The organism is Bradyrhizobium sp. B025 (assembly GCF_042257955.1).
GTDB classification, from domain to species: Bacteria; Pseudomonadota; Alphaproteobacteria; order Rhizobiales; family Xanthobacteraceae; genus Bradyrhizobium; species Bradyrhizobium diazoefficiens.
This window is the reverse complement of record NZ_CP170150.1, coordinates 4,952,929-4,977,972: the sequence shown is the minus strand read 5'-3', so window position 1 is coordinate 4,977,972 and position 25,044 is coordinate 4,952,929. Positions and strand designations below refer to the sequence as shown.

The following is a 25,044-nucleotide window of genomic DNA, read 5'->3' as shown; positions in this document are numbered from 1 at the left end:
AACCCTTGCGGGAAACCCCGGGAATCTCTTCGGTTTGGATCTAGTTTTTGTGCGACGCACAAGATTCTTGACTTTTTTGTGCGTTGCACTAATTGTGGGCAGAGTCAGGGAGCCGGGGCTTCCCGACGCGAGCCAGGGAAAAGGATTCCGAAATGTTCAAGGTTGAAGACTTTCAGAGCTACGGGAAAGAGCAGTTCGAGCAGTGCGTCGCCTCCGCGACCTCGGTGCAGCACGGCCTCCAGGCAATCGCCAGCGCCTACGGCGACTACACCAAGAAGTCGTTCGAAGACACCAAGTCCTTCGTCGAGAAGCTTTCCGGCGTGAAGTCGCTGGACAAGGCGATGGAAGCGCAGACCGACTTCGCCCGTTCCGCCTACGAGACCTTCGTCGCGGAATCGCAGAAGATTGCCGGCCTCTACAGCGACCTCGCCAAGCAGGCGTTCAAGCCGGTCGAGACCATCGTGTCGAAGTTCACCCCGGCCGCCAACTAACTTTTCCCGGACATCCTGGAAGCAAGAAGCCCGGCTGAACCAGCCGGGCTTTTTTGTTGTCGCGACCGATCCGTGCCAGAGCGCGGTCGGGTTCGCCGGCGGGACCAAGCAGAATTTGCCGGTGCTGCTCGCGCGATATTGCAGCACGCTTGGGGGCAGGGCGCTGCCGGTGTTCGCCGGCATGGTGTGGATCGGATGCTCACCCGCTCGATGCGCACAGCACGAATGAACGGCGCGTTGAATTGGGTCCGCGCCTCGCTGCTGATCTGCGAGGTGATGGTGGTGCCGGACGCGTCGAGCGATGCGGCTGACACAGGGCAGGGCGGACGCAGCACGGCCATCCTCGAAATTTGCGATTTTGCTCGATTTCGCGCCAAGCGATTGAACAGCAGGTACCGTAGAAGACCGGAGACGATCCCGCGCGAAACCGTCGCGGTCGCGTTAACGGCTAGGTTCCTGGTCAACCTGTTTCTAGACCGGCGCGGCGGAAATTTTTGTCAAACCGGTCCGGATTGATTAACCTTGGTCAGGATCGCCCGGATCGGGAATCGGGCCCGCCATAGCCGGACTTTTGCACGCTTGCGGCGAGGCGGGGGCAAGCCCATATTCCTGCAATCGATCTGGTTTGGACCGGACCGGTTGGAAGCGGCGATCCAAAAGCGCGGTGCGCCAGTGCGAAGCTCCGAAAGGCGGGGCCGCGCGGCGGGCCGTCATACGCTTCCGTGGGGAATTTGAACGCCTGAGCCATGTCGCAATTGACTTCCAGCCTTGACCTGTCTGCGGCCGCCGCCGCCCGCGCTCCCCGGATGAGCAACGACGAGAACCGTTCCGGCAGCCCGACGGGTCCGAACACCTCCGTCATCACCAAGGTCAAGCCGAAGACCAAGCGGCCGAACCTGTATCGCGTTCTGATCCTGAACGACGACTACACGCCGATGGAGTTCGTGGTCCACGTGCTGGAGAAGTTCTTCCAGAAGGACGTCGAGGCGGCGACCAAGATCATGCTGCACGTCCATCATCACGGTATCGGCGAGTGTGGCGTGTTCACCTACGAGATCGCCGAAACCAAGGTGACGCAGGTGATGGACTTCGCCCGCAAGCACCAGCATCCGCTGCAATGCGTGATGGAAAAGAAATAAGTCACCCCACGGCGCGTTCGTAGCCGGCTCTTGCTTGTGTATGTCGCAGTGTGATCGCCGCGTGATGCCTGCGCGCGATCTCCATCGCAGCCGGCAAAACTACGGAATTCTGCACCGGCGCCGATCCCGCCCAAATCGGAACGGGTTTTGCATCGAAAAATACCGCAGGTGGCTAGCTGCCGAGTCGCGGAACCGGTCTTTCGCCGCGGTCTTGTATAACTATATGTGACAAAGGTTGTTGTTGCCTGACCGGGCGAGGACGATCATGATGGTGGGGGCCATAGAGGACGCGAATGCCGACTTTTTCTCAAAGCCTTGAACAATCCCTGCATCGTGCGCTGGCGATCGCAAACGAGCGTCATCACCAATACGCGACGCTCGAGCATCTCTTGCTCTCCCTGATCGACGACTCCGATGCAGCCGCCGTCATGCGCGCCTGTAGCGTCGATCTCGACAAGCTCCGCACGAGCCTCGTCAACTATCTTGAGACCGAATTCGAGAACCTGGTGACGGATGGCGCCGACGATGCCAAGCCGACCGCCGGTTTCCAGCGCGTGATCCAGCGCGCGGTGATCCACGTGCAATCCTCCGGTCGCGAAGAGGTGACCGGTGCCAACGTGCTGATCGCGATCTTCGCCGAGCGCGAGAGCCACGCCGCATACTTCCTGCAAGAGCAGGACATGACGCGCTACGACGCCGTCAACTACATCAGCCACGGCATCGCCAAGCGGCCGGGCGTCTCCGAGGCCCGCCCCGTGCGCGGCGTCGACGAGGAGACCGAGACCAAGGGCAGCGACGACGCCAAGAAGAAGGGCGAAGCGCTCGAGACCTATTGCGTCAACCTCAACAAGAAGGCGCGCGACGGCAAGATCGATCCGGTGATCGGACGCAATTCCGAGATCAACCGCGCGATCCAGGTGCTGTGCCGCCGGCAGAAGAACAACCCGCTGTTCGTGGGCGAAGCCGGCGTCGGCAAGACCGCGATCGCGGAGGGCCTCGCCAAGCGCATCGTCGACAGCGAGGTGCCGGAGGTGCTGGCGGCTGCCACCGTGTTCTCGCTGGACATGGGCACGCTGCTTGCGGGCACGCGCTATCGCGGCGACTTCGAGGAGCGCCTGAAGCAGGTGCTGAAGGAGCTCGAGGCGCATCCCAACGCCATCCTGTTCATCGACGAGATCCACACCGTGATCGGTGCGGGCGCGACGTCGGGCGGGGCGATGGATGCCTCGAACCTGCTCAAGCCGGCGCTTGCCTCGGGCACGATCCGTTGCATGGGCTCGACCACCTACAAGGAATACCGCCAGCACTTCGAGAAGGACCGCGCGCTGGTGCGGCGCTTCCAGAAGATCGACATCAACGAGCCGACGGTGGAGGACGCGATCGCGATCCTCAAGGGCCTCAAGCCGTATTTCGAGGACTACCACCGGCTGAAGTACACCAATGAGGCGATCGAGGCTGCGGTGCAGCTCTCCTCGCGCTACATCCACGACCGCAAGCTGCCCGACAAGGCGATCGACGTGATCGACGAATCCGGTGCGGCGCAGATGCTGGTCGCCGAGAACAAGCGCAAGAAGACCATCGGCATCAAGGAGATCGAAACCACGATCGCCTCGATGGCGCGGATCCCGCCCAAGAGCGTGTCGAAGGACGATGCCGAGGTGCTCAAGCATCTCGAGCAGACGCTGAAGCGCACCGTGTTCGGCCAGGACAAGGCGATCGAGTCGCTCGCCGCTTCGATCAAGCTGGCGCGTGCCGGCCTGCGCGAGCCGGAGAAGCCGATCGGCTGCTACCTGTTCTCCGGGCCCACCGGCGTCGGCAAGACCGAGGTCGCAAAGCAGCTCGCGGCGTCGCTCGGCGTCGAGCTGCTGCGCTTCGACATGTCCGAATACATGGAGCGGCATACCGTGTCGCGCCTGATCGGCGCGCCTCCGGGCTATGTCGGCTTCGACCAGGGCGGCCTGCTCACCGACGGCGTCGACCAGCATCCGCATTGCGTGGTGCTGCTCGACGAGATCGAGAAGGCACATCCCGACCTCTACAACGTGCTGCTCCAGATCATGGATCACGGCCGGCTCACCGACCACAACGGCAAGCAGGTCAATTTCCGCAACGTGATCCTGATCATGACCACGAATGCGGGTGCTTCGGATCTGGCCAAGCAGGCGTTTGGCTTCACCCGCTCGAAGCGGGAAGGCGACGACCACGAGGCGATCAACCGGCAGTTCGCGCCGGAATTCCGCAACCGCCTCGATGCCATCGTCTCGTTCAGCCATCTCAGCGTCGAGGTGATCGGCACGGTGGTCGAGAAGTTCGTGCTCCAGCTCGAGGCTCAGCTCGGCGACCGCGACGTCACCATCGAGCTGTCCGAGCCCGCCAAGGCCTGGCTGGTTCAGCACGGCTATGACGAGCAGATGGGCGCGCGGCCGATGGCCCGCGTGATCCAGGAGCACATCAAGAAGCCGCTGGCCGACGAGGTGCTGTTCGGCAAGCTCAAGAGCGGTGGCCACGTCCGCGTCGTCCTGGTCAAGGACGAGGCCGACGAGACCAAGGAGAAGATCGGCTTCGAGTTCGTCGAAGGCCCGGTCACGCCGAAGCAGGAAAAGTTGCCCGGCGCCCGCAAGCGCCCGCCGGGCAAGCCCAAGCCGGGCGGCCCCGGCGGCTCGAAGGGGCCGACCTCCAAGGGGCCGCTGGTCAAGGCTTGATCGGCGCGTGATGAAATCGAAAAGGCCGGCTGTTCAGCCGGCCTTTTTGTTGTGTGCCGAGTATGAGCGACAGCTTGGAGGTGGAAGTCCTCTATCCAGCCTGATGGCGGCGAAGGATTAGCGAAGCGCAAGGGCGTCATCGTGAGGTGGGGTCTGAAGAAAGCGTGGAGCAAAGCCGCGGCCCGATGGACAAACACCGGATAACGAGGCCTACCCGGCCGGACGAGCGAGCAATTGATCGCGAAGTCCAAGGTCATCAAAGGTCGGGGTGGTAAATTCGGCGGGCGTGCGGTGAAGGCGGTCGGTCTTACCTCGGGAGGTCTGCGCTGTGTCTCGGCAACGAGACTGAGACCGTCGCAAGACGGCCTGACCGCAGCGCAGAAGTCAGCCGAGGGCGTAGTAGGCGGCAGCGCGCCGCTGAAGGCCTGAACGGTGGAAGTGGTCAGTAGAGCGGCGATCTCGTGCGAGCCATGCGGCAGAAGAATCAGGTCGAGCTGAACTTGAGCCCCGGAGCGGAGGGTGAAGCCCGAAGCGCCGGCGCCCGAGAGCCTGAAGCGCGTGCGGCGGAAGTCTGTCTCGAACGCCCGGCGGTCGCAGGACCGTCGATGGAAGACGTTGTCGAGAGTGAGAATCTGAAGGCAGCGTTGGCGCAAGTAAAGCGCAACAAGGGCGCGGCGGGCGTCGACGGGATGACCGTCGGCGAGCTGTCAGCCCACCTGAAGGAGCACTGGCCTGCGATCCGAGCCCAGTTGCTTGACGGCACCTACAAGCCACAGCCGGTGCGGCGGGTGGAGATACCGAAGGCGTCGGGCGGCCTGCGGCCGCTCGGCATTCCGACGGTGCTCGACCGCTTGATCCAGCAGGCGGTGATGCAGGTGCTGCAGGCGGATTGGGATAGGACGTTCGCCGAGACGAGCTTCGGCTTTCGGCCGGGGCGCTCGGCACATCGGGCGGTGGAACGGGCGCAGGCGTACATTGCGGCCGGCCACAGCATCGTGGTGGACATCGACCTGGAGAAGTTCTTTGACCGGGTCAACCACGACATCCTGATGGGACTGGTTGCCAAGCGGGTTGCTGACAAGCGCATCCTGAAGCTCATCCGCGCCTTCCTGAATGCGGGTGTGTTGGAAGGAGGGCTGGTCAGTCCGACGGAAGAGGGCACGCCGCAGGGCGGTCCGCTCTCGCCGCTGTTGTCGAACCTGATGCTGGATGTGCTGGACAAGGAACTGGAGAAGCGCGGCCACCGCTTCGTGCGTTACGCCGACGACTGCAACATCTACGTGCGCAGTCAGCGGGCGGGCGAACGGGTGCTGGCTGGCGTCGAGAGGTTCCTCGAAAAGCGCCTCAAGCTCAAGATCAACAAAGCGAAGAGCGCGGTTGCCAAACCGAGTGTTCGCAAGTTCCTGGGCTTCAGCTTCACCGGCGGGCAAGAACCGCGGCGGCGCATCGCGCCGCAGGCACTCGCCCGCTTCAAGGCGAAGGTTCGGGAGCTCACGCGACGCACGCGTGGTCGATGCCTCGTGCAGATCGCCAAAGAACTGTCGACCTACCTGATTGGGTGGCACGGCTACTTCGGCTTCTGTCAAACCCCGTCGGTGTTGCGCGTGCTTGACCAGTGGATCAGGCGACGGTTGCGCGCCGTTGCCTGGAAGCAATGGAAGTATGGACCCGCTCGCTTTGCCGAGTTGCGACGCCGCGGCGTCGGCCGGGATCTGGCGGCGCAAACCGCCGGCAGCCCACGTGGCCCTTGGCGGCTCGCGAACAGCCCCGCGCTCACCATTGCTCTGCCAAACGGCTTCTTTGCCTCACTCGGCTTGGCTTCCGTCGCGGCACGGCGACCCGCATAATCCGCTGAACCGCCGGATACGGACCCGTATGTCCGGTGGTGTGGGAGGGGCGGAGCCGCGAGGCTTCCCCCTATCCCGATTGTGTCGCAGTGCGGGGCTTTAAGTGCCGGTGTCAGGCGCGGGTGCCGCAGGCGGCCGCGGTTTCCTCGGCGCGGTTGGCCGTGCGCGGGCGGGAGCGGACGGCTGCATCGTGACGATGACCGGATTCGGCTTGTGATCGGTTGCCGCGCCCGTCGCGGCATCGACCCCCATGCCGACGACACCGCCCAGCAAGAGATTGCCGGCAAAGCCGGCGGCGCCGCCGGTCTGTATGTCGCGGCTGAGCGGGACGATCTGCGGCTCGTAGCCGTCCTTCTGGAAGGTGATGGAGATGTCGGCGTTCCGCTTGACGACCACGGAGCAGGGCGTCGTGCAGGTGGTCGGAACCTCCATTCCGCTAACGACGGCTTCAACGCCTGAAGGTGTCGATGAAATGCTGATATTCTCGGTCGTGCCGCGCGTGACAGACGCGCAGCCGCCCAGCATGACGCTGAGCGCCACAATTCCAATTGAACGCATGAAATGCCCCTTGTCCCGTCCGCAGTGAAGCGCAACCAGGGCGGGAGGGCAATACGTCATTGGTCCAGATAGTTAAGCCACGCACCGGTTGTGCGGAGAAGGGGGGCGAACCTGCGCGTGGGCCGGTCTATTCGCCGCGCAGGCGCTGGTCGTCCTGCACGCGGACTTGCTCGGCGCCGCGCGCGCCTGCGGGCGAGAGCCGCAGCATGCTCAGCACCGCGCCGCAGAGCGCAAATCCGACGCCAGCGAGGAGCGCGACTCGGGTTCCGTCAATTGGATAGAGGCCGAGGAACAGCGCCACCAGCGCCGCGCCCGTGGTCTGGCCGAGCAGCCGCGCCGTGCCCAGCATGCCGCTGGCGCCGCCGGCGCGCTCGCGCGGGGCGGCTGCGATCATGGTGCGGTTGTTGGGGGTCTGGAACAGGCCGAAGCCGGCGCCGGCCAGCGCCATCCGCCAGATCACGTCGAGCGGCGTTGGCGCGGCAGGCAGGAGGGCCAGCGCGCCGAGCCCGCAGGCGAACAGCGTGAGGCCGATGCCGCCGAGCAGGCCCGCCGGATAATGCTCGACCAGGCGGCCGGCGAGGGGGGCCGCGAAGGCGATCGCGATCGGCCACGGCGTGATCAAGAGGCCCATATGCACGGCGGAATAGCCGAAGCGGCTCTGGAGATAGAACGGGATCGCGACGAAGGCCAGCATCTGCCCGCAGAACGACGCGATCGAGGTCGCGATCGACAGTGCGAACACCGGGATGCGCAAGAGGTCGACCGGCAGCAGCGGCGAGGCCATGTGTGTCTCGCGGTAGATCAGCAGCGCACCGGCGACGAGAGCGATGGCGAACTGGACGAGGCAGGTGAGCGCGGCCTCGCCATGGCCGACGCTGTCGATCGCGGCAATGCCGACGCCGAAGGTGATCGCGGAGAGACCCGCGCTCTGCCAGTCGAAGGAATGGCTCGCGGGCTTGGTGTGCGGCAGGCTGCGCAGGCCGAGCACCAGCGTCACCGCGCCGAGCGGCACGTTGATGGCAAACAGCCAGGGCCAGCTTCCGACCGCGAGGATGCCGGCCGCGAGCGTCGGGCCGACCGCGGCCGAGCAAGCGACGACAAGAGCATTGAGCCCGATGCCGCGGCCGAGCAGACTGCGCGGATAGGTGAAGCGCACCAGCGCCGCGTTGACGCTCATGATGCCGGCCGCGCCAAAGCCCTGGACGATGCGTGCGACCATCAGCAGCGGCAGCGTATGCGCCAGCGCGCAGAAGGCGGATGCGAGCGTGAACAGCACGAGCCCGACCAGATAGACGCGGCGATAGCCGACGATCTCGCCGAGCGAAGCCAGAGGCAGCAGCGAGATGGTGATCGCGAGCTGGTAGCCGTTGACGATCCAGATCGAGAAGGCCGGGCTCGCGTCGAGGTCGGCCGCGATCGTCGGCAGCGCGACGTTGGCGATGGCGCTGTCGACCACCGCCATGATGATGCCGAGCGCAATGGTCAGGATCGCCTGGTTGCGCTGGGGCTGCGGCAGGCCGTCGGCATGCACTGTTGGGGCGGACGACATGGTAATCGTGTTCGGTTGAGGCGCAGTTGCTCGTTCGCAACTTGATCCGACCCGGGATGGTTCCAGCCAAAGCCGATGGCTATTTCGGCTTCTGCGGCTCCTGAATCGCTCTGAGGTAGTTTACCACGGCCTCGGCGTCGTCGCGGCCGAATCGAAACGTCGGCATGAAGCGGTGAATGCTGCTGTAGCCGTCCTGAAGGCGCTGCATGAAATCGGGATCGTAGAGCTTGTTCTCGCCGAGGCGGCGAAACGGCGGCGCCACCTTGTTCGGGCTCGTGCCGGTCTTCCCGACCGCGTGACACCGCGAGCACATCCGCTGCAACAGTGCTTCAGCGTGCCGCTGCTCGAAGTCCATGGCTTGACTGCCGGTGCTCCATAGCACGACAACGGCCAGCAGGGCCGGCACGAACCTCTTCATCGAGCATTCCCCGTCATTCTCAGCGCGAGTTTGCCTTGCCCCAGACGTAGAGTGCGATCAAAACGATCGTTACCACTGTCGAGAAGATCAGAATGCGGCGATCCCAATCGATCCTCTCTCTCTCACCCTTTCTGAAAGTGAGGGCCGTAAACAGGGCCTTCATGGCAAATCGGCGCATCGGAAGCCTCGCGAGGACCGTACGATGCCACGGCCGACGCGAGCGGGCTTGATGCAGCTCAAGCCCGGGCGCGCTACACCGCCGGCGGATTGCGGTCGGTGAAGGTCGTGCGCTGGTGCCAGTAGGGATAGGGCAGCGTCACCTTGCTCGCGGCATCGAGCTTTGCGATCTGGTCCTTGGTCAACGACCAGCCGACCGCGCCGAGATTTTCGCGCAGCTGCGTCTCGTTGCGCGCGCCGATGATCAGCGTCGAGACCGTCGGACGCTGGAGCAGCCAGTTCAGCGCAATCTGCGAGACGCTCTTTCCCGTCTCCCTGGCGACCTCGTCGATCGCGTCGACCACACGATAGACGTGCTCGTCCGGCACGGGCGGGCCGAAATCGGCAGTCTTGGGCAGGCGGCTGACCTCGGGCTTCGGCTGCCCCCGGCGGATCTTTCCAGTGAGGCGTCCCCATCCGAGCGGCGACCAGACCACGGCGCCGATCCCCTGGTCGAGGCCGAGCGGCATCAGCTCCCACTCATAGTCGCGGCCGATCAATGAATAGTAGGTCTGATTGGCGACGTAGCGCGGGAAGCCGTGCTTGTCGGCGACGGAGAGCGACTTCATCAGGTGCCAGCCTGAAAAGTTCGAAACGCCGACATAGCGGATCTTGCCGGCGCGCACGAGCACGTCGAGGGTGGCGAGCACCTCTTCAGGCGGGGTGAAGGCGTCGAAGCCATGGAGCTGGAACAGGTCGATGTAGTCGGTGCCGAGCCGGGCGAGCGAGCCGTCGATGGCCGCGAGCAGATGCTGCCGTGACGAGCCGATATCGTTGGGCCCGTCGCCGAAGCGGAACGTCGCCTTGGTCGAGACCAAAACCTTGTCGCGGCGGCCCTTGATGGCTTCGCCGAGAACACGCTCGGACTCGCCGAGCGAATAGACGTCGGCGGTGTCGAACATCGACACGCCGGCCTCGAGACAGATATCGAGAAGGCGGCGGGCTTCGCTCGCGTCCGTGGTGCCCCACGCAGCGAGGCGGCCGACGCCGCCGAAGGTGCCGGTTCCAAGACTCAGAGCGGGCACCATGAGGCCTGACCGGCCCAAGCGTCGGTATTCCATCGATATGCTCCTCGGCTGGCCGCTGGTTGATCGATGCGGCCTTGGCGCCGAAGTTAGCGCAAGCGAGCGCCTTGTCCTATCGCGCAGTCACATACCGGCCTTGCTCGGGAACGCTCTAGTCGTGCCGAAGCATGTCGTCGAACGCGGCATCGACGACGCGCGGGCCGACGGTTTCCACTGAAGCCTGCGTCTTGATTGCTGCTGCGACAGAGGGCGTGCAGGCGAGCTCAACGGTGCGCGCCTGCCGCGGCAGGAACGCAAGGCTCCAGCCCACCACGACCAGCGCCGCGAGCCGGATCGCGATCATGCCCAGCAACAGCTCGGATCCGCTTGTCGTGGCGTGAGTCCTCATGCGTGCCAGCCTGATGCAGGCTGCCAACCAAGACAATCTGGAATTGCCGAGCGCTGCCTTCGCTCAGGACGAAGGCTTGCGGTGATGGCGGACCGGGATGGGCGTCCTACGCCAGGCAATGGCCGAGCAAGTCCGGATGCGCGGCACAGATGTGATGCGCGCCGGCGTCCCGCAGCTCGGCCTCGCTGCCATAGCCATAGAGCACGCCGATCGCGGTCATGCCGTTGGTCCGGGCGCCGACCACGTCATGGCTGCGGTCGCCGATCATGATCGCACTGGTGGGATCGACCCTGGCTTCGTCGAGGGCGTAGCGGAGCAGGTCGCGCTTGTCGACGCGTGTGCCGTCGAGCTCGGAGCCGAACACGCGTTCGAAATAGGGCTTCAGGCCGAAATGATCGACGATGCGCGTGGCGTAGACCGCGGGCTTGCTGGTGGCGACGAACATGCGCGGTGTTGTCGCGGCCAGCGTCGCCAAGGTGTCCGTGATGCCGGCATAGGCCTCGTTTTCGAACAGGCCGATATCGGCAAAGCGCTCACGATAGAGCAGCAGCGCCCGGTCGGCGAGCTCGTCGGTGCCCGTCAGCTTTTTCAGGCTGGCATGCAGCGGAGGCCCGATGCACCAGGTCAGCTTGTCCTCGCTCGGCACCGCAAGGTTCAAGCGCTCAAGCGCATATTGGATCGAGCGGGTGATCCCAGGCTTCGGGTTAGTCAGGGTGCCGTCGAGATCGAAATAGATTGTCATCATCAATGCGGAACCGGCGTGGAGACTGCCGCCCGTTGCTAATTGGATCAGGCCTCAAGTCAAGACCCTGCATCATGCCGTCGTGCGCATTCGACGATCAGAATGCAGCGCGACCAAGCTGAATAATGCCTGGCGGCGCTGAGCTTGTTCCGGACAATGCAATCCCCCCGGTATGCGTCGGTCGGCACAGGCTGCGGAGAGGTTCAGGAAGGCGGCGCTCGCGGACAGATTTGGCGAGGAAATCAGGAGCAATCTCGGATCCGGCGCCGCCAGCCGTCTTGTTGTCGCGGCATTTCAGACAATTCGAAATGGTTGGTCCGTCGAAATCGCGTTCGCTGAAGTCGCGCCCCGTTATAAAGCTCGCTATTGGCGGGACGTAAGCGTAGAGTCGCGTCATCACCGCCCTTCCCACGGCTTCCATCGGTGACTGAGGGTCACGAGCGCTCCCGCCGAACGAGGAAGAGCGTGCATGCCTCGATTTCGTCTGGCCGACTGGATCGTGCCGCCAGTGATCGTCCCGATGTTTCTACTGCTTCTGGTGGCTGCGGCGGCTTTTCTGCGTGGATAGGACGCCACTGCAATATCTGGTGAGCGCGCGCGATCAAAGCGGCTACGTCAGCTTGGGTCGCACCACAACGGCTGCCGCTTTGAAGAAGGCGAGGGAGCTGTTGCAGGAAGGCTATCTCGACGTGCGGATATGCACACCGCAAGGCCGGATTCTGCTCTCCGATGAGTTCGACCAGTTCGAGGCATGAGGTGACGCCTGCGGTTCGTCACATGGCGCGCCCGGGTCCATCGCAAGAGAATGCCTCGTGTGAACGCCGCCCCCGAAAGGTATCTGGATGAAAACGCTCCTTGTCGTATTGACGCTCGGCGCATTCGCGCAAGGCGCTATCGCCGGTGAATCTGACTGCCGCGAGATCGAAAGCACGAGCGGACGGCTCGCCTGTTACGACGCCGCGTTTCCTCCGAAGGTGAAGAAGTCCATTGCCGTGGAAATCGACATATCTCGGGCCCCATACAAGGATCCATTCGTTGCGGAAGAGGCCCGAACCGCGGCGAAGCTGAAGAATATCTGTCGCGGTTGTTGAGGCTTGTAACCAGGCAGCGCGGGCGTGGCAGCGGGCTGACGGCGTGAACAAGCGCCATTAACGGGAGGATCTGTCATGTCACTTACACAATTTGGCGTCGATGACGGGCCACATACCATGGACGGGCTGCGACTGAGCGCGCGGGATGGCGCTAAGCCGGTCGAGGCGTTCATTGGCCGCAAGGTGATGGATATCTGGGTTGCCTCGGTCGCGCATCGTGTCGGCAAACAAAGCCTGTTCCGTGGTCAGTACAATGCGCTCGGCAAACTGAATCTTGCGTCGATCGAGCGCATCGTCAGTGCAAAGTACCAGCTTGGAGTCACGCTCAACCGCCAACACCCGTTTGTCGAGGTTCTGGTCTCGGACATTGAGGAAAGTGGTGAGGCCCTTGATCTGAGCGAGCTCGTGCGCGAGCCGTTGCCGCCGGCATTCCATCGGCTGGCTTGAGCCGGACAGGATGACCATCGAGCATGCCGCCGTCGAGATCGCCCGCAAACCCTGGGGCCGCGTCGATCTGCGTCCCTGGAGCAGCATCGACGCTTCGGCTGATCCGGTCGGTGAGTTGCGGCTTGGGCGTATCGACAAGCGTGCGCCCAGCCCGGCGCTCCTGCTCAAGCTGCTGTTCACCAGCCAGCCCTTGTCGATCCAGGTTCACCCGAATGACGAATTCGCACACGCCATCGGCTTGCCGAACGGGAAGACGGAGGCGTGGTACATCCTGTCGGCGCCGCCGGGCGCGCGGGTTGCGCTGGGGTTGAAGCGGAAACTCACGCCGCAGGCGTTGCGCGCGGCAATCAGGGACGGCTCGATTGCGGGCCATGTGCAATGGCGTCCTGCCGCGCCAGGCGACGTCATCTTCGTTCCCGGCGGCACGATCCACGCCATCGGCGCCAATATCGTGCTCGCCGAGATTCAGCAGCAGAGCGATACGACATTCCGTCTGTTCGATTTTGGCCGGCAGCGCGAGCTGCATGAGGACAGTGCCGTGGCCGCCTCCGATGCCTGGCCGCCGCCAACGCAATTGCCTCCGCGGCGTCTCACCGACGGTCGTACGGTTCTCGTCGCGAGCTCGCCTTTCGTGCTCGAGCGGATCGATCTTCAAGCCAATTCGCATTGGGAGCTCGATACCGATCGGGAAGCCTGGCTCCTCGTGATCGACGGGAAGGGGCGCATCGGACGGGCGAACGTGACCGTCGGAGAGGCCATCTTCATTGAGGCCGACAGCGCCGGTATCGACATTGGCCCGAGCGGGATGAGCATGCTGCTCGCCTATCCGGGACCGGATCCCATCGCATCCTTGCTGCAGGATTGTACGGGACTGACGAAGAATTCCACCGCCGCTCAGGCGCCGACATCAAGTGAAATCATCGAGGTACCGACATGACGCCGCTCCACCGTATCGCCGTCATCGGCAACTCGCTGCCTCGCCGATGCGGAATTGCAACCTTCACGACCGACTTGCACAAGGCGATCTCGATGTCGCGTGCGGATCTGGAGACCAGCATCGTGGCGATGACCGATCCCGGTCAGGCCTACGACTATCCTCCGGCGGTCGCTTTTCAGATCAAGGACGGCCATATCGACGACTACATGCGCGCCGCTGATTTCCTCAATGCCGGCCGGTTCGACATCGTGTGCCTCCAGCACGAATTCGGGATTTTCGGCGGCGAGGCCGGCGCCCATATCCTGGTGCTGTTGTCGCGCCTCACCATGCCGGTCGTGACGACGTTCCATACCGTGCTGGCGCGTCCGACGGCCAAGCAACGCGCCGTCGTGGAGCGTATCGTCGACGCGTCGTCGAAGGTCGTGGTGATGGCCAACAAGGGCCGGGAGCTGTTGCGTGACGTCTACCTGGTGCCGGACGACAAGATCGAGGTAATTGCGCACGGCATTCCCGATGTCGCATTCGTCGGGTCCGACGCAGCGAAAGCCAGGTTCGGATTTGCGGGAAAGTCGGTCATTCTGACCTTCGGCCTGCTATCGCCCAACAAGGGCATCGAGGTCATGATCGACGCCATGCCGTCGATCATGAAGCGCTGCACGGACGCAGTCTACGTCGTGCTCGGCGCAACGCACCCGAATCTGGTTCGAGACCAGGGCGAGGCCTATCGCGAGGGCCTGATGGCGCGGGTGCGTGAACTTGGCATCCAGGATCACGTGGTGTTCCTCGATCGGTTCGTCGATCTGGCAACGTTGCTCGAATTCATTTCGATGTGCGACGTCTATGTCACGCCCTATCTCAACGAGGCCCAGATGACGTCGGGGACGCTAGCCTACAGCTTTGGGCTGGGGAAGCCGGTGGTCTCGACGCCGTACTGGCACGCCCGCGAGTTGCTCACTGAGGGATGCGGAGTCCTGGTGCCGTTCGGCGATGCCGCCGCGATCGGCGGCGAAATCGCAAACTTGCTCACCGACGACGTGCGACGGCAGGCGATGTCTCGGCGCGCCTATGCCGCGAGCCGAATGATGACGTGGGAATGCACGGCCGAGCGTTACATGTCGGTCTTCGAGACGGCGCGGCACGGTCACCGGCCCAGGGTGTTTGCGCGCTCCGACATGGGCTTGCCGGGACTGCGTGGCCCCGCGCCGCCGGATATGCAGATTGGCCACTTCCTGTCGATGTGCGACGATGTCGGCCTGCTCCAGCATGCGGTGCATTCGGTGCCCGATCGCGCGCACGGCTATTGCGTCGACGACAATGCCAGAGCATTGCTGCTGGCCTGCGCCCTCAACAATCCGGGCGAGCAGCCGCTGTCGGAGATCCTGACGGCCCGCTTTGCCGCCTTTGTGCAGCACGCGTGGAATCCTGACACCGGGCAATTTCGCAACTTCATGGGCTTCAATCGCACCTGGCTTGAAGACAGGGGCTCCGAGGACAGTCACGGGCGAACCCTCTGGGCCTTGGGTGAGGCGGCGCGCACGGACGCGAGCCCGGCGCGGCGCCGGTGGGCTGCGGCCTTGTTCGCGCAGGCATTGTCGATCGCGGAGAGCTTTCGTTCGCCCCGCGCGTGGGCCTTCATGCTGCTGGGTTTGGACGCCTACTGCGCCGTGGCGCCGGACGATCTCCACGCCAGGGAAGTCCGGCATTCCCTAGCCGACAGGTTGATGTCCTGTCTGGCGTCGGTGGAGACGTCGGACTGGGTGTGGTTCGAGGAGGGGCTGGCCTATGACAACGCGCGATTGCCGCAGGCTCTGATGCTCGCGGGCATGGCGACGCAAACGCCTCAATATATCGATGCGGGATTGCGGTCGTTGCGCTGGCTCATGACGCAACAGACGACCGCGGCAGGTCAATTCCGGCCGGTCGGCACCTCTGGCTTCGGCGAGCAGCGGCAGCATCCCCGTGCCTTCGACCAGCAGCCGGTGGAAGCAACGGCGACGATTGCGGCCTGCCTCACGGCGTGGCGTGCGGATGGCGATGCCGAATGGAAGGCCATGGCAACGCGAGCCTTCGCCTGGTTTCTCGGCAGCAATGATCTCTCGGTGGCGCTGGTCGATCCGCTCACCGGCAGTTGCCGCGATGGCTTGCACCCCGATCGCGCCAACGAAAACCGCGGGGGCGAGTCGGTCGTTTGCTATCTCCTCGGCCTTGCCGAGATGCGTCAGCTTGCGCGCGTCAACGCGAGCCTGACAAGGCCGATCGCGTTGCGCGCCGTGGGCGCCTGAACTTCACCTTCCCACCTAGCGAGCCGAGGATACCGTGTCACAGCCTTCCTTCCTGAACCGGCAGGGACTTCATCTGCGCCCCGATCCAGCGCGGGTCATCGTGCGGCCGTTCAAGCCGGCGACCGAACCGCGCGATCTCAATCCGACCGACAAGATGCGCGCAAATCATATCGTCGAGCGGGTTCTCGCCCTCAATTCGGAAGCCGTTGCGGCCCAGCTCGCGGACGTCCTCGACAATTTCGAGGGCCGACATCGCAACCTCCTGGAGAGGTTCGAGGCCCGTGCCGACGATATGGAGGATGCTTTCGCAACGCATGGCGTCTTTTCGAAAACCCAGCGCCAGCTGATCGGCGCCTATTTTCTCAGCGAGTATTCGTTCGAGGCCTCAGCCTTGTTCAATCCGAGCATCGTACCGCACCCCGATCAATCCGGTAGCCCGGAGGGCGGCAAACGCTTCATCCTCAGTCTCCGGGCGATCGGCGAAGGGCATGTGTCGTCGCTGACGTTTCGAACCGGAACGATCGCGGCTGACGGGAGCCTGACCGTCGATCCGACGGCTCGCCTTGCCTCGGTCCCGCGGATCAGCCATCGCGCATCCGGCCCGGACGGCGACCGTGTCGAGCTGACGTTCAGGCCCGAGGAAGATCTCAGCGAGCGTGTCATCTTTCCCGTGACCGAATCCCAATCGAACGGCATCGAAGATGCGCGCTTTGTCCAATTCAGCGACGGCGATCGGAAGACCTATTACGCGACCTACACGGCCTACAGCGGGCGGGCGATCCGGTCCGAATTGATCGAGACCAGCGATTTCATGTCGTTTCGACTGACGCCTTTGCGGGGCGCTGCGGCCCACAACAAGGGCATGGCGCTGTTCCCGCGCAAGATCGGCGGCAGCTATGCCATGATCGCGCGACAGGACAATGAGAACCTGTATCTGGTCTATTCGGATGATCTCTCCACATGGGAGGGCGGCCGGGCCCTTCTGAAACCGCAGTTTCCCTGGGAGTTCGTCCAGATCGGCAATTGCGGATCGCCGATCGAACTCGACGAAGGCTGGCTGCTGTTGACGCACGGGGTCGGCCCCATCCGGAAATATTCGATCGGAGTGGCGCTGCTCGACAAGCGCGACCCATCCAGGGTGCTGGCGCGTTCGAGCGAGCCGCTGTTGCGGCCTGAACCGTCCGAGCGCGAAGGGTATGTCCCCAACGTCGTCTATACCTGCGGCGCGATGAGGCACAATGACCAGATCATCCTGCCATATGCCGTGTCGGACACCTTCTCGAGTTTCGCAACGATCAGGATTTCCGCGCTCATGGATGCGATGCGACGCTGAGCGTTCGCAGTCGTTGACGTCACTTCCGTTTGCCAACAGGGTCAGAGGAGCCGTCATGGTTCGCCAAACAACCTACGTCGTGCAGGCGTTCAATGCCGGCAAGGGCGGGAATCTCAAGGCCGACTCTCCGATCGTCTGCAAATCGGAGAGCGGCGCGCTGCGAACGGCGGAGAGACTGGCCTTGAGCAAGCTCGGCGTCGTTGCGTTCTCGTCCAGCGGCGATGCCGAAATGGGTGACTATGACGATGAGCCGACGGTGTTTTTCCGGAAAGGCGAGCTTCCGGCCGGCTTCGACTAAAGTCCCTGGTTGCGATCGAGAAGATATTTTTCAGAGGAGCCTACATGAGCGAGCGACTTGAAACCCTGAAGAAGGCCCGCGATCGCATGATCGAGGACAGAGACGCGCATGCGAAAGTGCTGGCCGCTCCCTTTGTGCGCGACACGGCCGAGCGGGCGCGCAACAAGTTCGTCGAGATTCAGGCGCTGATCGACGCCCTCGACCGCGCCATCAGCGGCGAAAGCCTGGTGCCCGTCAAGAACTGAGGCAGCGCAACGGGAAATCAGCCGACATCTCGTCGCAGGTGAGCGGTCGCATGCCGATGGCTGCGACCCCTTATTGCTGTCTCGCCCATTCGACGATCGCCGCCGCATCCGCGCCGGCCTGGGTCTCCCAGGTGGCGATCGCGTCCGTCGCGGCGTTGCGGAGTGCGGTGACGAGGGACGGCGGCGCGGGCTCGGCGATGTTGACGCCGTTGTCGCGCATGCGCGCATAATTCTCGGTCGTGCGATGGGCCAGCAGCGCGAACTGGCTCTGCTCGGTCTCGGCCGCAGCCGCCATCACCTCGCGTTGCATCGGCTCGGACAGCTCCGCGAACGCCTCGCTGCGGACGAAGGCGATCGAGACCGGCATAGCATAGTTGATGGCCGTGAAATGCGGCAGGAAGTCCCAGAGCTTGCGTCCCGCGCCGCCGTCGCCGGAGGTGAGGAACGCGTTCAGCTGGTGCTCCTTCAATCCGGCGAGCGCTTTGTCCATCGGCAGGAACTGCGCATTGGCCCCGGCCGCGCGCATCACCGCGCTGGAACTGGCGTCATAGGCCCGCAGGTTCAGCTTTGGCAGATCGTCGGCGCCTGCGAGCGCATGATCCGACCAGAGGCCCGTCGCCGGCCAGATCGTCAGATAGAGCAGCTTGAGACCGCGGGCGGCGAACGCTTTTTCGTAGAGTGGGCGTGCCCGCGCATTGGTGGCGCGAGCGACGTCGACCGATTGCACCAGGAAGGGCAGGGTAGAAAGGGCGAGCACCGGGTCGAGGCCGGACAGTGCGCCCGCAAAGGCATCGCCGCCGGCGATCCGGCCCTCCAGCGCCGCGCGCGGCATCTCGCCCGAGTTGATCTTGAGCTCGTTGTCGAAGGCGCTGGCCACGGTCACGAAACCGTTAGTGCGCACCGCGACGCGGTCGGCGAAAGTGGTGAGGCCAATCCCGGAAATGTTGTTTTGCGGATATTCCGTGGTCATCCGCCAGTTGACCTGCGCTATGGCCGGCGCGGCGGACAGGACCAGGGCGGCGAGGGCAAGGATCGCGCGGATCCGTTTGGCGGGGGAACGCATTGGGAGAAGCAGGGCAGGCAGCATATACTGGCAACTCGTCGAACCATGGCACGATGCCACAACATGGCGGATCAGCTTCTCGCATGCCGCGCCGGCGTGCGCCACAGCGATGCTTGGGCAGCGTTGGCGAGAATTGCATCACTCGCCGTTGCCGTGCTGCTGACCTCTGCGACAGAGGTCGCGGCAGGGGACAACTCGCCCGCGGGGACCGACGTCGCGGTGCCGAGCGTCGAGGAGCTGGCGACGCCGCCGCAGAAGCCAGCGGATGCGCGCGAGAGCGACACGCGGGAGTCCATCTGCCTGATCGTCGAGGCGGCCGCGCGGGACGCCAACCTGCCGCTGGAATTCTTCGCCCGCGTGATCTGGCAGGAGAGCCGCTTCCAGGCCGATGCGGTGGGTCCGATGACCCGTAGCGGCGAGCATGCGCAGGGGATCGCGCAGTTCATGCCGGGCACCGCGAGCGAGCGTGGGCTGCTTGACCCGTTCAATCCGGTTCAGGCCTTGCCGAAGTCGGCCGAATTCTTGAACGAGTTGCGCAATCAGTTCGGCAATCTCGGCCTGGCGGCCGCCGCCTACAATGCCGGCCCGCGCCGCGTCCAGGAATGGCTGGCCGGTACCGGCTCGATGCCGGAGCAGACCCGCAATTACGTCTATGCCATCACCGGTGCGACGGTGGATGCCTGGGCGAAGGCCGGCGGTACCGGCAAGGGCCCGCCGAGCGCGCCGCCGACGAGCTGCCGCGATCTCATGGCCCTGTTGAAGCGCGCGCCGAATCCGTTCGTCGCCGAGCTCGAGCAGCATGTAGAGCTGGCCGCCGCGAAGATCTGGGGCGTGCAGCTCGCCGCCGGCTTCGACCGCAACAGGGCATTGGCGATGTATTCCCGCGCGGTCACGCGGCTGAGCGCGGTGATCGGCGAGCGCGACCCGAGCCTGCTGAGTTCGGTGATGCGCAGCCGCGGCACGCGCGCGTTCTACCAGGTGCGCATCGGCGCGGATACGCGCAGCGAGGCGGATGATCTCTGCAACCGCATCCGCAAGGCTGGCGGTGCCTGCTTCGTGCTGAAGAACCGCGGTGTGAGCGGGTAGGGCAACTCTCTCCCGCCGTCATTCCGGGGCGCGCCCCTTGGCGCGAACCCGGAATCCATTGTTCAACAATCTCTGCGGCCTGATGGATTCTCAGATGCGCAATTGCGCATCATAGCTCGCGACTTCGTCGCGCCCCGGAATGACGGCGGCGGGTGTTGGCCGTGCGCATGCCAGCTCCGCCGCGCGGTTCCTTGACGCGGACCGCCGCATTGCCCGTTATGCAGGCACGATTCCGTAACCCCAGCCGGCCGTCCCGTGGCGCTTCCTCCGCTCGATTCACCTCAATGGCAAAGTCCTTGGCGCGCCTTTGCGTGGGGGCTGCGCTCGATCACGCAGACGATCCTCACCATCGTGCTGTTCGTGACCTATCTCGGCATCGGCGCGCTCGCCCACGACACCCATTTCAGCCTGCTCTGGGCGCTCTGCTCGACGCTGTTCGTCTGGGCAGGCCCCGCGCAGATCATCCTGATCACGACGCTCGGCTCGGGCGCGACCGTCATCCAATCGGCGATCGCGGTGACGGTCAGTGCGATCCGCCTCTTTCCGATGGTGGTCTCGGTGCTGCCGCTGATGCGCACGCCGAAGACGAAACGGCGCGAGCTGGTCTTCGCCGCGCATCTCACCGCCGTGACGCTCTGGGTCGAATGCCACCGCTTCCTGCCGCAGGTGCCGCGCGAGCGGCGCATCGCCTTTGTCCACGGGCTCGGCTGTGGCCTGGTCTCGGTGTGCCTCACCGCCAACACGGTCGGCTATTTCCTCGCCGCCAACCTGACGCAGACGCTTGGCGCCGCGATCCTGCTGCTGACGCCGCTGTCCTTCCTGTTCTCGACCGCGCGCAACAGCCGCGAGGTCGCCGACGTGGTCGCGCTGGCGCTCGGGATTCTGCTCTATCCGCTGGCGGCGAAGATGAACTCCGGCCTCGACATCCTCGTCAGCGGCGTGGTGGCTGGGTCGATCGCCTACGGCGTGCATTGGTGGCGGGAGGTGCGCGCATGAGTTTCGCACAGCTCATCGGCGACTGGCATGCGCTCGCAGTCCTGTTCGTCGCCGGCGTCGTGCCCAACCAGATCTGGCGCATGCTGGGCCTGTGGTTCGGCGGCGGTATCGACGAGGGTTCCGAGCTGCTGGTCTGGGTGAGGGCGGTCGCCACCGCGATCCTGGCCGGCGTTATCGCCCAGATTGTGGTCGAGCCGCCGGGCGCATTGGCAAGCGTGTCCGATGTCCTGCGCTACGGCGCGGTCGGCGCCGGCCTCGTTGTCTTCCTGCTGACCCGCCGCTCGATCTTCGCGGGCGTTGTCACGGGCGAAGTCTTCATGCTGGCCGGCACGTGGTGGTTGGGCTAAAACCTTCGCGAACAGCAAGGAACTGGAAATATGGTTCGCGAAAACGAGCTCCGCGAGGGCGAGGTCGCCATCGAGCTGCCGCCCGCAGAGGATGCCGGCCTCGTCTTCATCGGCCGCATCCGCACGCCCTGGACGTCGCGGCTGGAGACGCCGCGGCAGGGGCGGCACGACGGCCCGATCTGCCGCCTCGAGATCTTCGAGCCGTTCGTGCCGGCCATCAAGGGCGTCGACTTCTACAGCAATCTCGAAGTGCTCTACTGGCTCGACAAGTCGCGCCGCGACATCATCCTGCAAAGCCCGAAGAACAACGAGAAGACCCGCGGCACGTTCTCGCTGCGCTCGCCGGTCAGGCCCAACCCGATCGGCACCTCGATCGTCAAGCTGGTCGGCATCGAGGGCAATGCCATTCTGGTGCGCGGGCTCGATTGTCTCGACAACACGCCGCTGATCGACATCAAGCCTGACCGCTGCGAGTTCACGCCGCTGGCCGCGCCGCAAGCCGGGGATTTCCAGACGGAGTAGTCGTCATTCCGGGGCGATGCGAAGCGTCGAGCCCGGAATCCATCGGGCCGCAGAGATCGTCGTGAAATGGATTCCGGGCTCGCGCCAAGAGGCGCGCCCCGGAATGACGATGTGGAGAAAGTCAGCCCGCCTTCAGCGCCGCGATCAGCTTGGTCGCGTTCTCTTCCAGCACCTTGACGTCTTCCTTGCGGCTCGCGGGCGGCAGCATCGCCACCCCGTCGTGGCGCGGCAAGACGTGCATGTGCAGGTGAAACACCACCTGTCCGCCGGCCGGCTCGTTGAACTGTTGCACGGTGATGCCGTCGGCCTTGAACGCCTTCATCGCCGCGGCGGCGATCCTGTGCGCGCCGCGAGCGACATGGGAGTAGTCGTCGGGCTTGATGTCGAGGATGTTGCGGGCAGGGGCCTTCGGGATCACCAGCGTATGGCCCGGCACCCGCGGCATGATGTCGAGGAAGGCGAAGACGTGCTCGTCCTCATAGACCTTGTGGCAGGGAAACTCGCCGCGCAGGATCTTTGCGAAGATGTTGTTGGTGTCGTAGGCGGTCATTGCAGCTCCTCGGCGGCTCCTCGGAATTTTGCGCTTACTGTCACCAGCCGCATCGAACCGTCAAGGCGCCTCGTCGGCGCCTTTCCGGAACGGGCCGAGCTCGGCCAGTTCCCGTCCGGCCTCGGCGACATAGGCGCGCTCGCGCTTGAGGTAATCGTCGATGGCGCGGCGCAGGCCCGGATCGGCAATGAAGTGGGCGGAATGGGTCGTCTTCGGCAGGTAGCCGCGCGCGATCTTGTGCTCGCCTTGCGCGCCGGCCTCGACGTGTGTGAGGCCGCGCGTGATCGCGAAATCGATCGCCTGATAGTAGCAGACCTCGAAATGCAGGAACGGATGGTGCTCGACCGCGCCCCAGTTGCGGCCGAACAGCGTGTCCGAGCCGATGAAATTGATCGCGCCCGCGATCCAGCGGCCATTGCGGCGCGCCATCACCAGCAGCACGTCCTCGCTCATGGTCTCGCCGATCAGCGAGAAGAACTCGCGCGTCAGATACGGACGGCCCCATTTGCGCGAGCCGGTCTCCATGTAGAATTCGAAGAAGGCGTCCCAGGCCTCCTCGGTGATGTCTTTTCCAGTGAGCCAGTGGATGGTGATGCCGGACGCGAGCGCGTCGCGGCGTTCGCGCTTAATCGATTTGCGGTGGCGCGAGTTCAGGGTGGCGAGGAAGTCGTCGAAGCTCGCAAAACCCTCGTTGTGCCAGTGGAACTGCTGGTCGGTACGCTGGAGGAAGCCGTGCCCGGCGAGCAGCTTCCACTCCGCCTCCCGCGCGAAGGTGACGTGCACCGAGGAAGCCTTGCTGACCCCGCACAGCGCCACCAGCCCGCTCGCCAATGCCTCCATGATGCGCTCGCGGTCGACACCGTCGCGGACCAACAGCCGCGGCCCGGTCGCCGGGGTGAAGGGAACCGAGACCTGGAGCTTGGGATAGTAGCGCCCGCCGGCCCGCTCGTAGGCGTCAGCCCAGCCGCGGTCGAAGACGTATTCGCCCTGCGAATGCGATTTCAGATAGCAGGGCACGACGCCGACAACGCGGCCGTCGATCTTGGCGACCAGATGCCGGGGTCCCCATCCGGTGCGGATCGTGGCCGAACCCGATTTCTCGACGGCGGAGAGAAACGCGTGCGAGACGAACGGGTTATAGGCAGGCTTTAAGAGACCGGCCGAATCGCCTGGAAGCCCGGATGAGGATCCCTTGCCATGCCCGTTGCAAGCCTTTTCGATAAGAGCCTTGCCGGGATTTGCGCAGGCGTCCCAATCTTCGGGCGACACTTCGCCAATGGACGGTACGGCCTCGAGCGTGATTTCGGTTGATGCCATCGTGCCCAAGATCGTGCATTGCAGCAGCGACTTCAAGAGGGCGGGAGCTGAGGTGTAGATGCAAACGCGGTATCAGCGATTGTGCAAAGATCTATCCCGAGTCGTCCTGGCGATAGCCAGGTCCCATACCCACAGAATTTGGTTTGGCGATGACTCGGAGTTGCAGCTTCGGGCCACGACTCCTCCCTGGGGTAATGGGTCCTGGCTTTCGCCAGGACGACCCTAGGGCTACGGCACGAACCCCTCGAAGATCATCTGGTCCGCGTATTGTCCGACTCGCGTCCGCTGCTCCGGCGTCCGCACGGTCCAGCCGAGCAGGGCGCAGCCGAACACATTGCGGGCGATCCAGGGGGCGGGTGCCGGGAGGTGGTCGACCTTGAAGGCGACGAAATGCGGCTGGGTCTGGAAGCCGTGGCGCAGGTACAGCATGCTGTCGCGCTGCGCCTCGGTCAGCTTGGCCCAGTACTCGTCCCCATAGCTCCGCTGCGCGACGATGCCGCGCGGGCGGGAGGGCAGCAGCTCGCGCAGCGCCAGCACCTGGTCGGGATCGAAGGACATGCCGACCGCGGGGCCCTGATAGGACGCCAGCACCTCGGCCATCCGCTTCACCAGCTTGCGGTCGCCGCCAAAATGGCTCTTCACCTCAATCACCAGCGGCACCCGGCCGCCAACCATGGCGCAGAGGTCGGACAGCGACATCATCCGCTCGTCCGTGTCCTTGAACCTGATCGCCCTCAGCTCCGCCGCGGTCCTCTCGATCACCTCGCCGGTGGCCTCGGTGAGGCGGCCGAGCGCATGGTCGTGATGGACCATGGCCTCGCCGTCGGCCGAGAGCTGGATGTCGACCTCGATCGAGAAATTGCCTGCGATCGCAGCCTGGACCGCGCCCGGCATGTTCTCGACGATTCCGCGGGAAATGTCGTGCAGGCCGCGATGGGCGACCGGCCGGGCTGTCAGCCAATCAGGGGCGCGCATTCGGGTCAGGTGACCTCGAACACACCCTCGACCTCCACAGCCGCATCCGCGGGGAGTGAGGCGACGCCGACGGTGGTGCGGGCATGGCGGCCCTTGTCACCGAAGGTGGCAACCATCAGGTCGGAGGCTCCGTTGAGCACCTTCGGCCCGTCCAGGAAGTCCGGCGCCGAGTTGATGAAGCCGCCGAGGCGTACCACGCGCACGACCTTGTCGAGGTCGCCGAGGGCCGCCTTGACCTGGGCCAGCAGGTTGACGGCGCAGCCGCGCGCGGCCGCGGCACCTTCTTCGATCGAGACGCCGGCACCCAGCTTCCCCTTGGCGATCAGCTTGCCCGCGGGATCGAAGCAGACTTGGCCGGAGACGAACAGCAGATTGCCGGTGCGCACGAACGGCACGTAGTTGGCCACGGGGGTGGGCGCCTCGTGCAGCTTGATGCCCTGTTCCGCCAGTTTCTGCTCGACCGTGCCCGCCATCTTCGAC

Annotated in this window: 29 protein-coding genes; 17 read left to right on the top strand and 12 right to left on the bottom strand. The window is 64.6% G+C overall.

The features are described 5' to 3' along the window. Window positions 1-152 precede the first annotated feature (152 nt). The 5 genes from ACE10W_RS23120 (at window position 153) to ltrA (ending at window position 6,179) form a co-directional block, all read left to right on the top strand. Window positions 153-491, top strand: coding sequence for a phasin family protein (locus ACE10W_RS23120; protein ID WP_011087913.1), 339 nt, complete (start codon window positions 153-155; stop codon window positions 489-491). Between the two features lie 195 nt (window positions 492-686). Then, the gene (locus ACE10W_RS23115; protein ID WP_161534645.1) at window positions 687-1,007 is read left to right on the top strand and encodes a hypothetical protein; all 321 of its coding nucleotides are present in this window, start codon (window positions 687-689) and stop codon (window positions 1,005-1,007) included. Between the two features lie 290 nt (window positions 1,008-1,297). Continuing rightward, entirely contained in the window at window positions 1,298-1,630 is a 333-nt protein-coding gene (clpS, locus tag ACE10W_RS23110; protein ID WP_027548135.1) for an ATP-dependent Clp protease adapter ClpS, read from the top strand. A gap of 293 nt (window positions 1,631-1,923) precedes the next feature. Continuing rightward, entirely contained in the window at window positions 1,924-4,332 is a 2,409-nt protein-coding gene (gene clpA, locus ACE10W_RS23105) for an ATP-dependent Clp protease ATP-binding subunit ClpA (RefSeq protein WP_011087911.1), read from the top strand. 605 nt (window positions 4,333-4,937) lie between these two features. Further along, the gene (ltrA, locus tag ACE10W_RS23100) at window positions 4,938-6,179 is read left to right on the top strand and encodes a group II intron reverse transcriptase/maturase (protein WP_232208763.1); all 1,242 of its coding nucleotides are present in this window, start codon (window positions 4,938-4,940) and stop codon (window positions 6,177-6,179) included. Between the two features lie 99 nt (window positions 6,180-6,278). Here the strand turns inward: ltrA and ACE10W_RS23095 are convergent, their stop codons facing one another. The 7 genes from ACE10W_RS23095 to ACE10W_RS23065 form a co-directional block, all read right to left on the bottom strand. After that, the gene (locus tag ACE10W_RS23095) at window positions 6,279-6,737 is read right to left on the bottom strand and encodes a PEGA domain-containing protein (protein WP_182871901.1); all 459 of its coding nucleotides are present in this window, start codon (window positions 6,735-6,737) and stop codon (window positions 6,279-6,281) included. A 127-nt stretch (window positions 6,738-6,864) separates the two neighbouring features. Next, window positions 6,865-8,286: an MFS transporter gene (locus ACE10W_RS23090; protein WP_304547113.1), complete on the bottom strand. Its 1,422-nt coding sequence runs from the start codon at window positions 8,284-8,286 to the stop codon at window positions 6,865-6,867. A 79-nt stretch (window positions 8,287-8,365) separates the two neighbouring features. After that, the gene (locus ACE10W_RS23085) at window positions 8,366-8,704 is read right to left on the bottom strand and encodes a c-type cytochrome (RefSeq protein ID WP_060912528.1); all 339 of its coding nucleotides are present in this window, start codon (window positions 8,702-8,704) and stop codon (window positions 8,366-8,368) included. A gap of 251 nt (window positions 8,705-8,955) precedes the next feature. After that, window positions 8,956-9,981 carry an aldo/keto reductase gene (locus tag ACE10W_RS23080; protein WP_162603573.1) on the bottom strand — a complete coding sequence of 342 codons (1,026 nt, stop codon included), beginning with the start codon at window positions 9,979-9,981 and terminating at the stop codon, window positions 8,956-8,958. A 115-nt stretch (window positions 9,982-10,096) separates the two neighbouring features. Continuing rightward, window positions 10,097-10,333, bottom strand: a complete 237-nt coding sequence (locus ACE10W_RS23075; protein WP_110116297.1) for a hypothetical protein — start codon at window positions 10,331-10,333, stop codon at window positions 10,097-10,099. A gap of 106 nt (window positions 10,334-10,439) precedes the next feature. Continuing rightward, complete coding sequence (locus ACE10W_RS23070) at window positions 10,440-11,078, bottom strand: HAD family hydrolase (protein ID WP_028171544.1); 639 nt, start codon at window positions 11,076-11,078, stop codon at window positions 10,440-10,442. Window positions 11,079-11,172: 94 nt separating this feature from the next. Then, entirely contained in the window at window positions 11,173-11,472 is a 300-nt protein-coding gene (locus ACE10W_RS23065) for a hypothetical protein (protein WP_182871899.1), read from the bottom strand. Between the two features lie 190 nt (window positions 11,473-11,662). Here ACE10W_RS23065 and ACE10W_RS23060 point away from each other — a divergent pair, with 190 nt between their 5' ends. The 8 genes from ACE10W_RS23060 to ACE10W_RS23025 all read left to right on the top strand — a co-directional run bounded on the left by ACE10W_RS23060 (window position 11,663) and on the right by ACE10W_RS23025 (window position 17,708). Next, window positions 11,663-11,830 carry a hypothetical protein gene (locus ACE10W_RS23060; protein WP_231166499.1) on the top strand — a complete coding sequence of 56 codons (168 nt, stop codon included), beginning with the start codon at window positions 11,663-11,665 and terminating at the stop codon, window positions 11,828-11,830. 87 nt (window positions 11,831-11,917) lie between these two features. Then, entirely contained in the window at window positions 11,918-12,166 is a 249-nt protein-coding gene (locus ACE10W_RS23055) for a hypothetical protein (RefSeq protein WP_028171546.1), read from the top strand. A 75-nt stretch (window positions 12,167-12,241) separates the two neighbouring features. Beyond that, window positions 12,242-12,613, top strand: a complete 372-nt coding sequence (locus ACE10W_RS23050; protein ID WP_161534650.1) for a signal transduction histidine kinase — start codon at window positions 12,242-12,244, stop codon at window positions 12,611-12,613. 10 nt (window positions 12,614-12,623) lie between these two features. Then, window positions 12,624-13,550: a class I mannose-6-phosphate isomerase gene (locus tag ACE10W_RS23045; protein WP_028171548.1), complete on the top strand. Its 927-nt coding sequence runs from the start codon at window positions 12,624-12,626 to the stop codon at window positions 13,548-13,550. Beyond that, complete coding sequence (locus ACE10W_RS23040) at window positions 13,547-15,832, top strand: glycosyltransferase family 4 protein (RefSeq protein WP_182871898.1); 2,286 nt, start codon at window positions 13,547-13,549, stop codon at window positions 15,830-15,832. The genes ACE10W_RS23045 and ACE10W_RS23040 overlap by 4 nt, the downstream gene beginning before the upstream one ends. 34 nt (window positions 15,833-15,866) lie before the next feature. Continuing rightward, on the top strand, window positions 15,867-17,165 hold the full coding sequence (locus ACE10W_RS23035) for a glycoside hydrolase family 130 protein (RefSeq protein ID WP_182871897.1): 1,299 nt from the start codon (window positions 15,867-15,869) through the stop codon (window positions 17,163-17,165). A gap of 55 nt (window positions 17,166-17,220) precedes the next feature. After that, window positions 17,221-17,463 carry a hypothetical protein gene (locus tag ACE10W_RS23030; RefSeq protein ID WP_027548121.1) on the top strand — a complete coding sequence of 81 codons (243 nt, stop codon included), beginning with the start codon at window positions 17,221-17,223 and terminating at the stop codon, window positions 17,461-17,463. A gap of 44 nt (window positions 17,464-17,507) precedes the next feature. After that, window positions 17,508-17,708 carry a hypothetical protein gene (locus ACE10W_RS23025; RefSeq protein ID WP_011087899.1) on the top strand — a complete coding sequence of 67 codons (201 nt, stop codon included), beginning with the start codon at window positions 17,508-17,510 and terminating at the stop codon, window positions 17,706-17,708. A 70-nt stretch (window positions 17,709-17,778) separates the two neighbouring features. On the opposite strand, the gene ACE10W_RS23020 is transcribed toward ACE10W_RS23025, so the two are convergent. Then, window positions 17,779-18,795: a TRAP transporter substrate-binding protein gene (locus ACE10W_RS23020; protein WP_182871896.1), complete on the bottom strand. Its 1,017-nt coding sequence runs from the start codon at window positions 18,793-18,795 to the stop codon at window positions 17,779-17,781. Window positions 18,796-18,834: 39 nt separating this feature from the next. Between ACE10W_RS23020 and ACE10W_RS23015 the strand changes: the two genes are divergently transcribed. From ACE10W_RS23015 to tsaA, 4 genes are all read left to right on the top strand, one after another. Next, window positions 18,835-19,857: a lytic transglycosylase domain-containing protein gene (locus ACE10W_RS23015; RefSeq protein WP_244651766.1), complete on the top strand. Its 1,023-nt coding sequence runs from the start codon at window positions 18,835-18,837 to the stop codon at window positions 19,855-19,857. Window positions 19,858-20,112: 255 nt separating this feature from the next. Continuing rightward, complete coding sequence (locus ACE10W_RS23010) at window positions 20,113-20,853, top strand: AzlC family ABC transporter permease (protein ID WP_060912523.1); 741 nt, start codon at window positions 20,113-20,115, stop codon at window positions 20,851-20,853. Next, on the top strand, window positions 20,850-21,200 hold the full coding sequence (locus ACE10W_RS23005) for an AzlD domain-containing protein (RefSeq protein ID WP_028171555.1): 351 nt from the start codon (window positions 20,850-20,852) through the stop codon (window positions 21,198-21,200). Before ACE10W_RS23010 ends, ACE10W_RS23005 begins: the two co-directional genes overlap by 4 nt. Before the next feature lie 30 nt (window positions 21,201-21,230). Further along, entirely contained in the window at window positions 21,231-21,722 is a 492-nt protein-coding gene (gene tsaA / locus ACE10W_RS23000; protein WP_011087894.1) for a tRNA (N6-threonylcarbamoyladenosine(37)-N6)-methyltransferase TrmO, read from the top strand. A gap of 121 nt (window positions 21,723-21,843) precedes the next feature. Here tsaA and ACE10W_RS22995 read toward each other — a convergent pair whose 3' ends face one another. The 4 genes from ACE10W_RS22995 to ACE10W_RS22980 form a co-directional block, all read right to left on the bottom strand. Continuing rightward, window positions 21,844-22,272 (bottom strand): HIT family protein, encoded by a 429-nt coding sequence (locus ACE10W_RS22995; RefSeq protein ID WP_182871895.1) that lies wholly within the window; start codon window positions 22,270-22,272, stop codon window positions 21,844-21,846. A gap of 60 nt (window positions 22,273-22,332) precedes the next feature. Then, window positions 22,333-23,589, bottom strand: coding sequence for a GNAT family N-acetyltransferase (locus ACE10W_RS22990; RefSeq protein ID WP_182871894.1), 1,257 nt, complete (start codon window positions 23,587-23,589; stop codon window positions 22,333-22,335). 228 nt (window positions 23,590-23,817) lie between these two features. Beyond that, entirely contained in the window at window positions 23,818-24,564 is a 747-nt protein-coding gene (locus ACE10W_RS22985) for a glycerophosphodiester phosphodiesterase (RefSeq protein WP_182871893.1), read from the bottom strand. 5 nt (window positions 24,565-24,569) lie between these two features. Further along, window positions 24,570-25,037 carry a RidA family protein gene (locus ACE10W_RS22980; RefSeq protein WP_110116290.1) on the bottom strand — a complete coding sequence of 156 codons (468 nt, stop codon included), beginning with the start codon at window positions 25,035-25,037 and terminating at the stop codon, window positions 24,570-24,572. Window positions 25,038-25,044: the final 7 nt, after the last annotated feature.

What these genes read in the sequence shown, in the direction of transcription:
- ACE10W_RS23025 (WP_011087899.1), top strand. Translation starts at nt 17,508, where the DNA reads ATGAGCGAGCGACTTGAAACCCTGAAGAAGGCCCGCGATCGCATGATC.
- ltrA (WP_232208763.1), top strand. Translation starts at nt 4,938, where the DNA reads ATGGAAGACGTTGTCGAGAGTGAGAATCTGAAGGCAGCGTTGGCGCAA.
- clpS (WP_027548135.1), top strand. Translation starts at nt 1,298, where the DNA reads ATGAGCAACGACGAGAACCGTTCCGGCAGCCCGACGGGTCCGAACACC.
- clpA (WP_011087911.1), top strand. Translation starts at nt 1,924, where the DNA reads ATGCCGACTTTTTCTCAAAGCCTTGAACAATCCCTGCATCGTGCGCTG.
- ACE10W_RS23055 (WP_028171546.1), top strand. Translation starts at nt 11,918, where the DNA reads ATGAAAACGCTCCTTGTCGTATTGACGCTCGGCGCATTCGCGCAAGGC.
- ACE10W_RS23030 (WP_027548121.1), top strand. Translation starts at nt 17,221, where the DNA reads ATGGTTCGCCAAACAACCTACGTCGTGCAGGCGTTCAATGCCGGCAAG.
- ACE10W_RS23015 (WP_244651766.1), top strand. Translation starts at nt 18,835, where the DNA reads ATGGCGGATCAGCTTCTCGCATGCCGCGCCGGCGTGCGCCACAGCGAT.
- ACE10W_RS23120 (WP_011087913.1), top strand. Translation starts at nt 153, where the DNA reads ATGTTCAAGGTTGAAGACTTTCAGAGCTACGGGAAAGAGCAGTTCGAG.
- ACE10W_RS23080 (WP_162603573.1), bottom strand. Translation starts at nt 9,981, where the DNA reads ATGGAATACCGACGCTTGGGCCGGTCAGGCCTCATGGTGCCCGCTCTG.
- ACE10W_RS23065 (WP_182871899.1), bottom strand. Translation starts at nt 11,472, where the DNA reads ATGACGCGACTCTACGCTTACGTCCCGCCAATAGCGAGCTTTATAACG.
- ACE10W_RS23070 (WP_028171544.1), bottom strand. Translation starts at nt 11,078, where the DNA reads ATGATGACAATCTATTTCGATCTCGACGGCACCCTGACTAACCCGAAG.
- ACE10W_RS23020 (WP_182871896.1), bottom strand. Translation starts at nt 18,795, where the DNA reads ATGCTGCCTGCCCTGCTTCTCCCAATGCGTTCCCCCGCCAAACGGATC.
- ACE10W_RS23075 (WP_110116297.1), bottom strand. Translation starts at nt 10,333, where the DNA reads ATGAGGACTCACGCCACGACAAGCGGATCCGAGCTGTTGCTGGGCATG.
- ACE10W_RS23095 (WP_182871901.1), bottom strand. Translation starts at nt 6,737, where the DNA reads ATGCGTTCAATTGGAATTGTGGCGCTCAGCGTCATGCTGGGCGGCTGC.
- ACE10W_RS23040 (WP_182871898.1), top strand. Translation starts at nt 13,547, where the DNA reads ATGACGCCGCTCCACCGTATCGCCGTCATCGGCAACTCGCTGCCTCGC.
- ACE10W_RS22995 (WP_182871895.1), bottom strand. Translation starts at nt 22,272, where the DNA reads ATGACCGCCTACGACACCAACAACATCTTCGCAAAGATCCTGCGCGGC.
- ACE10W_RS22990 (WP_182871894.1), bottom strand. Translation starts at nt 23,589, where the DNA reads ATGGCATCAACCGAAATCACGCTCGAGGCCGTACCGTCCATTGGCGAA.
- tsaA (WP_011087894.1), top strand. Translation starts at nt 21,231, where the DNA reads ATGGTTCGCGAAAACGAGCTCCGCGAGGGCGAGGTCGCCATCGAGCTG.
- ACE10W_RS23085 (WP_060912528.1), bottom strand. Translation starts at nt 8,704, where the DNA reads ATGAAGAGGTTCGTGCCGGCCCTGCTGGCCGTTGTCGTGCTATGGAGC.
- ACE10W_RS23090 (WP_304547113.1), bottom strand. Translation starts at nt 8,286, where the DNA reads ATGTCGTCCGCCCCAACAGTGCATGCCGACGGCCTGCCGCAGCCCCAG.
- ACE10W_RS22980 (WP_110116290.1), bottom strand. Translation starts at nt 25,037, where the DNA reads ATGGCGGGCACGGTCGAGCAGAAACTGGCGGAACAGGGCATCAAGCTG.
- ACE10W_RS23045 (WP_028171548.1), top strand. Translation starts at nt 12,624, where the DNA reads ATGACCATCGAGCATGCCGCCGTCGAGATCGCCCGCAAACCCTGGGGC.
- ACE10W_RS22985 (WP_182871893.1), bottom strand. Translation starts at nt 24,564, where the DNA reads ATGCGCGCCCCTGATTGGCTGACAGCCCGGCCGGTCGCCCATCGCGGC.
- ACE10W_RS23115 (WP_161534645.1), top strand. Translation starts at nt 687, where the DNA reads ATGCTCACCCGCTCGATGCGCACAGCACGAATGAACGGCGCGTTGAAT.
- ACE10W_RS23050 (WP_161534650.1), top strand. Translation starts at nt 12,242, where the DNA reads ATGTCACTTACACAATTTGGCGTCGATGACGGGCCACATACCATGGAC.
- ACE10W_RS23005 (WP_028171555.1), top strand. Translation starts at nt 20,850, where the DNA reads ATGAGTTTCGCACAGCTCATCGGCGACTGGCATGCGCTCGCAGTCCTG.